6 protein-coding genes are annotated in these 5,949 nt (G+C 73.4%); 1 reads left to right on the top strand and 5 read right to left on the bottom strand.

Annotated features, from left to right (window positions below; all coding sequences use genetic code 11):
• Positions 1–27: 27 nt before the first annotated feature.
• Together E2C05_RS27745 and E2C05_RS27740 are read right to left on the bottom strand one after the other, a co-directional pair.
• Positions 28–1,311: an AmpG family muropeptide MFS transporter gene (locus E2C05_RS27745; RefSeq protein ID WP_133222885.1), complete on the bottom strand. Its 1,284-nt coding sequence runs from the start codon at positions 1,309–1,311 to the stop codon at positions 28–30.
• Between the two features lie 268 nt (positions 1,312–1,579).
• Positions 1,580–2,500 carry a LysR family transcriptional regulator gene (locus E2C05_RS27740; protein ID WP_205083133.1) on the bottom strand — a complete coding sequence of 307 codons (921 nt, stop codon included), beginning with the start codon at positions 2,498–2,500 and terminating at the stop codon, positions 1,580–1,582.
• A gap of 191 nt (positions 2,501–2,691) precedes the next feature.
• On the opposite strand from E2C05_RS27740, the gene E2C05_RS27735 reads away from it, so the two are divergent.
• Positions 2,692–3,000 (top strand): hypothetical protein, encoded by a 309-nt coding sequence (locus E2C05_RS27735; RefSeq protein ID WP_133222883.1) that lies wholly within the window; start codon positions 2,692–2,694, stop codon positions 2,998–3,000.
• A 108-nt stretch (positions 3,001–3,108) separates the two neighbouring features.
• On the opposite strand, the gene E2C05_RS27730 is transcribed toward E2C05_RS27735, so the two are convergent.
• The 3 genes from E2C05_RS27730 to E2C05_RS33475 all read right to left on the bottom strand — a co-directional run.
• Entirely contained in the window at positions 3,109–3,912 is an 804-nt protein-coding gene (locus E2C05_RS27730) for an ABC transporter permease (RefSeq protein ID WP_133222882.1), read from the bottom strand.
• Complete coding sequence (locus E2C05_RS27725) at positions 3,909–4,664, bottom strand: ABC transporter ATP-binding protein (protein WP_133222881.1); 756 nt, start codon at positions 4,662–4,664, stop codon at positions 3,909–3,911. Before E2C05_RS27725 ends, E2C05_RS27730 begins: the two co-directional genes overlap by 4 nt.
• Before the next feature lie 184 nt (positions 4,665–4,848).
• The coding region (locus tag E2C05_RS33475) for a hypothetical protein (RefSeq protein ID WP_158292407.1) at positions 4,849–5,949 on the bottom strand (1,101 nt) is incomplete at its 5' end.

The raw sequence follows: 5,949 nt of genomic DNA, 5'->3' as shown, positions 1-5,949 counted from the left end.
GGCGCGCGGCCGCCGCGCCGGGCGACCTCAGGGCGTCCGGGCGCCAGCCTCCGCCGGCAGCCGCCGCAGCAGGACGAGCATGATGCCGAGCGCGGGCAGCGCCGCCGCCGTGGTCAGCAGGAAGAAGCCGGTCCAGCCCAGCCCCTCCGCCAGCCAGCCGGACCCGGCGCCCAGCGTCCGCAGCGGCACCGCGGCGAGCGAGGACAGCAGCGCATACTGCGTCGCGGTGAAGGACCGGCTGGTGAGCAACGACAGGAAGGTCAGGAAGGCGGCGTCGGCGAGCCCGTCGGTGAAGCTCTCCACGCCCACCTGGGCCCAGAGCATGGGCATCGAATGCCCGGCCATGTTCAGCGCGACATACATCAGGTTGGACAGCATCTGGCCGAGGCCCGTCACCACCAGCGCCCGCCGCACCCCGATGCGCCCCACCAGCCAGCCTCCCGCCACCGCGCCGCCCAGCGTGGCGAACATCCCGAAGACGGTGGCGACGGCCGCCACATCCTCCCGCGTGAAGCCGAGCGACCGGTAGAAGGGCGTGGTCATGATGCCGGCCAGCGCCTCCCCCAGCTTGAACAGGGCGACGAAGCCAAGGATGGGCAGCCAGAGCGGCCGGCGGGTGAAGTCGCGGAAGGGCTCGACCACCGCGCCGCGCAGCCGCGCCTGCCAGCCGATGCCGGCGACGGGCACGCGCGCCGGCTCCCGCCCCCAGAGCGTCGTCAGCAGCCCCGGCAGCAGCAGCGCCGCGCCATAGAGGTAGGCGCCGGACCAGCCGACATGCTGCACCAGCAGCAGCGTCCCGGCGCCGGAGGCGAGCAGCGCCATCCGGTAGCCCCAGACATAGCAGGCGAGGCCCCAGGCCTGGCGCTGGTCGTCCTCGCCCAGCGACTCGATCCGGTAGGCATCCACCACGATGTCCTGGCTGGCCGAGAGGAAGGCGACCAGCGCCGCCAGCGCCGCGGTGGTGCCGGCATCGAGCCGCGGATCGGTCAGCCCGACCGCCGCGATCATCGCCATCAGCGCCAGTTGCAGGCAGGCCAGCCAGCCCCGCCGCTGGCCGAGGCGGCCGAAGAGCGGCGGCCGCACCGCGTCCAGCGCCGGCGACCAGAGGAATTTCCAGGCATAGGCCAGGCCGATCAGCGCCGTGAGGCCGATGGCGGAAAGCGACAGGTTGCTCTCGGCGAACCACTGCCGCAGCACCTGGCCCGCCACCAGCGGCAGCGGCACGCCGGCGGCGAAGCCGAGCAGGAGCATCACGGGAAAGCGCCGGTCCCGCCAGAGCGAGGGGGCGGCGGCGGGACCGGCATCGGGCATCCCCGCCCGCTAGCAGACGGCGCGGGCGGCGGCCATCACGGAGATTGCCGGGGCCGCTTCGCGTGGACCGCTTGGCAAGGATGCGCAGGCACCGCGCTGCCACGGGCGGCCGGACGGCGCCGCGCCCGTCACGCGCCGGGCTGGCGGGGCGCCTCCGCGCGGGCGACGGTCGAAGCCGACCGCCGGCGGGCTGCGCGGTCCTCCGCGCCACGTCCGGCCGGCCCCAGGCATCCGGGGTTGCGGCGCGCGCCGGGCCGGGCCGGGCGCCCTACGTCCCCTGCGGGTCGCTGAACAGGCCGCCGGGTGCGAAGGCGTCGCGCACGAAACCGATGAAGGCGCCCACGGCCGGCCGCGCCGGCAGGCCGGTGAGCGACAGCAGCACCAGCCGCACCGGCGCCAGGTCGGCATCCAGCGGGACATAGGCCAGGCGCGTCCCGTCGGAGGCGTAGGGCGTCCGCGCGATCGAGTTCTGGATGGCGAAGCCATGGCCGTTGCCGACCAGGCCCCGGATCAGCTCCTGGCTGCCGGAGGAGAAGCGGACCTGCGGCTCGATCCCCTTGGCCCGGAACAGCGACATGAAGTAGTCGCGGCTGTGCGGCAGGTCGAGCAGGAGGAAGGGTTCCTCCGCGAGCTCCGCCAGGGCGATCCGCTCGCGCTCCGCCAGGCGGTGTCCGGCCGGCAGGGCGACATGGGCCGGCAGCACCGCAAGCTCGATCGCGTCCGCCGCCTCGGGCAGCGCGAAATCGTAGGCCAGCGCCACTTCCGTGCGGCCCACCATGAGCGAGTCGATGATCTGTCGCTGGTCGCCCTCCTCCGGCCGCACCCGGATCGCCGGGTGGCGTTGCGCGAAGGCCGCCAGCAACTGCGGCAGGTAGCGCGGCGCGACGGTGAGGAAGCAGCCGAGCGTGATATCGCCGGCGGGCTCGCCGCCCAGGCTGCGGGCATTGCGGGCGAAGTCCCGGACATGGGCGAGCAGGTGCCGCGCCTCCGCCACCACCCGGGCGCCCGCGGGGGTGGACGAGACCCCGCGGGCACGGTGCCGGATGAAGAGCGGGAAGCCGATATCCGCCTCGAGGTTGGCGACGGCATCCGAGATCGAGGGTTGCGAGACGTTCAGCCGGCGTGCCGCGCCGGTGACGCTGCCGGCATCGGCAACGGCGACGAGGTAGCGCAGCGATCGTATCGACACCTCCATGCCGCAGCCTCGCATAGCCGCAGCCGATCCAGAACCTCGAAAAATCATATTTTCCTGATTTGAGAACCGAAAGCATTCTCCCTCGGCGGCGAGAAGTCGCGCCGGACGCCCGGCACAAGCCGCCGGATGACTTCGTGCGACGGCGTATTGGCGGCGATCCCACCTCCGAAGGAAGGAGATTTTTCTTGAATCGCAAGTTCCGCGTGATCCTGCACGCACTTTCCTTGGGCACGGCAATACCGGATTGCAGCCGTGCCGATGTGTTCGAGGCGCTTGAACAGGCGGGCGCTGAAGTGAGCACTGGAAAACGCGGCCAGATCATCGTGAGATTTGGCGATTACATCTATGGCTTCGCGAGGAAGCGTGACGTGCTGACGCAGGAGGAACTGCTGACGATCCAGCACATCATGCGGGGAATTCACTTCAATCCAAGGCTCGACTGGCCGCTGGAAGACGAGGGAACTGCCAGGAATCAACCTGTTGTTTCGAAATAATAATAGCGTGTGAGTGCGCTGCCGAACCGAACGCGGCAGGCCGTCTGGGGGCGACCCGGAAACGGGCCGCGGCGCCCCTCCGGCAGGCGGGCCGGCCCGGCTTCCGCGCTATTCCCCGATGTTCAGCAGCGCCCCCCGCACCCGGGCGGAGTGGAATTGCCGCATGAAGACCCAGGCCATCACCGCCAGCCAGAACCCGTCCAGCGCAAAGGCGGCGGCCAGGTGGCCCCAGGCGATCTCGCCGTGCAGCAGCGCGGCCCGCATGCCCTCGAACACATGCGCCGAGGGCAGCGAGAGGGCGACCGGCTGCAGCCAGGCCGGCAGCACGCTCACCGGGTAGAACACCGCCGAGAAGGGGGCGAGGCCGAACAGCACCGACCAGGCCAACGCCTCCGCCCCCGCGCCGTAGCGGAGGATCAGCGCGACGACGCCCAGCGCCACCGCCCAGCCCATCGCCAGCAGCGCGGCGAAGAACAGCACCACCACCGGGCCCATCGAGAACAGCCCGAAATGGTAGAGCAGCCAGGCCAGCCCCACCGCCGGCAGCACGCCGACCACCACGCGGATCACGCTCATCGCCATCAGCGCCGCGACCAGTTCGCGCGGCCGCAGCGGGCTGACGAAGACATGCCCCAGGTTGCGCGACCAGATCTCCTCGAGGAAGGAGATGGAAAAGCCCATCTGGGCGCGCAGCGTCACCTCCCACAGCAGGGCGCCGCCCAGCAGGATGCCGGCGGCGACGCTGGCGGTGTTGGCCTGCACGCCGGCCAGGTAGGCGGTGACGAACCCCCAGACCACCATCTGCAGGATCGGCCAGTACATCAGCTCCAGCACCCGCGGCCAGGACCGGCGGTAGAGCGCGAGGTGGCGATAGACCATGCCCCAGACGCGGCGCAGCGCCCCGCTCCTCATGCCGGCACCTCTTCCCGCTGGCGGCCGCGGGCGATGTCGAGGAAGACCTCCTCCAGGTCGTCGCGGCCGTATTTCGCCAGCAGCGACGCCGGGCTGCCCTGGTCCACCACCTTCCCCTGCTTGAGCATGAGGACATGGCCGCAGAGCCGCTCCACCTCCGCCATGTTGTGGCTGGCGAGCAGGATGGAGCAGCCGGTCTCCGCCCGGTAGCGCTCCAGCCAGGACCGCACCCAGTCACCGGTATCGGGGTCGAGGCTCGCGGTCGGCTCGTCCAGCAGCAGCAATTCGGGCGTGTTGATCAGCGCCTTGGCCAGTGCGACGCGGGTCTTCTGCCCGGCCGAGAGGTTGCCGGCCGGCCGGTCCAGCAGATCGGTCAGCTGCAGCTGCGACGCGAGGTCGCGGATCCGCCGCTCCGTCCCCGGCACGCCGTAGAGATGCGCATAGACCCGCAGGTTCTCGGCGACGCTGATGCGCGACGGCAGGGCGATGTAGGGGGAGGAGAAATTCATCCGCGCCAGCGCCGCGAAGCGGTCCCGCGCCATGTCGTGGCCCAGGCAGGCGATCCGGCCGCTGGTGGGCACCAGCAGGCCCAGCAGCATGCCGATGGTGGTGGTCTTGCCGGCGCCGTTGCCGCCCAACAGCCCCCAGGTGGCCCCGCGCGGCATCGAGAAACTGAGGCCGTCCACGGCGGGCGGGGCGTCGGCCGCATAGCGCTTGGTCAGCGCCTCGGCGAGGATGGCGGGGGATTGCATGTGGCTGCCATATGCGGGTGAGCGCCGGGAACGCCAAGCCGCGGCCAGGGATGCCGGACGCCGGGATGCCCGACGCAGGCGCGGTCCCGCCGCGGCGGTCGGGGGGCGGATGGCCTCAACCCTCGCGCCCCGGCCGCCGAGGCGGGCGCCGGGGCGATGCCGGGCCTGCGGCGTCGGCCGGCCCTCAGCCGGGCCGCAGCAGCCGCCCCTCGAACAGGGTCACCCCCGCCTCCCACCCCCAGCCGATGGCGGCGGCGCGGTCGGCACCGGTCAGCACCACCTGCTCCGGCCCCGCGGGCAGCAGCGGCGCGGCGGCGGCCAGCTCCGGCGACCAGGGCAGGCGCAGCAGGTCCATCCCCACGCGGTCCAGCGGCAGCGCCGGCAGCAATTCCGGCCCCGGCAGGTCCAGCGCCAGGCGGTAGCCGCGGGCGCGGGCGAAGTCGCGGGCGAAGGCGAAGCCCTCGGCATCCGCCAGCGCATCCTCGGCCGGCAGGGCCAGCACCGTCGCCGCCCGCGCCCCGGCATCCAGCAGGGCGTCCAGGCGCAGGAATTCGGCCTCCCCCAGGGTGGCGGCGGACAGCGCAAGGCCGCAGCGGCCGAGGCGCCGCGCCTCCTCCGGCCGCGCCAGCTCGGCCAGCAGGCGCCGGTCCAGCAGGCGGCGCAGCCGGCGGGCAAGCCAGGGCGCCGCCTCCGGCTCCAGCCCCGGGCAGAGCGCCGCGCCCAGCGCCGGCCAGGCCAGGCCCCATTCCTCCCAGGCAAGCTCCGGCCCCTCCCCGCCGCGCACCAGACGGCAGACCGGCCGGCGGCGCAGGTAGCTGGACAGGCCGGCGCCGCGCAGCGCCGCCTCCAGCGCCGCCAGATCGGCCGGGCCGAAGCCGCCGCCCGCCTCCGCCGGGTCGTCCGGCGCCGGCGGCAGCGGCGGCGGGGCCAGCGAATCCTCGACCGCCGCCAGCAGCGCCGCGGCATCGCGCGGCAGGTCCAGCGCCGCCAGCAGGGCCGGCCCCGCCACATCCTCCGTCGCCGGGGCGAGGAGGAGAGCGACCACCGCCTCCGCCTCCTCCATCTGCCGGGTGCCGGCCGGGGCGATCGCCACCAGGTCGCCATTCGGCAGTTCGAACAGCCGGCTGCGGGCGGAGCGCAAGGCGGGTTCCAGGGCTTCCCGCAGCAGCCGGCGGTGATGCCCGCGCAGCAGGTCCCGCGGCAGCCGGGACAGGCGGAGATGCAGCGCCCGCCGCGGCGCCTCGGCCGCCACCGCGTCGCGCACCAGCGCGGCCAGCGCCAGCGC

Source organism: Paracraurococcus ruber, assembly GCF_004353985.1.
GTDB classification, from domain to species: Bacteria; Pseudomonadota; Alphaproteobacteria; order Acetobacterales; family Acetobacteraceae; genus Paracraurococcus; species Paracraurococcus ruber.
This window is presented reverse-complemented; position numbering and strand designations above follow the sequence as displayed.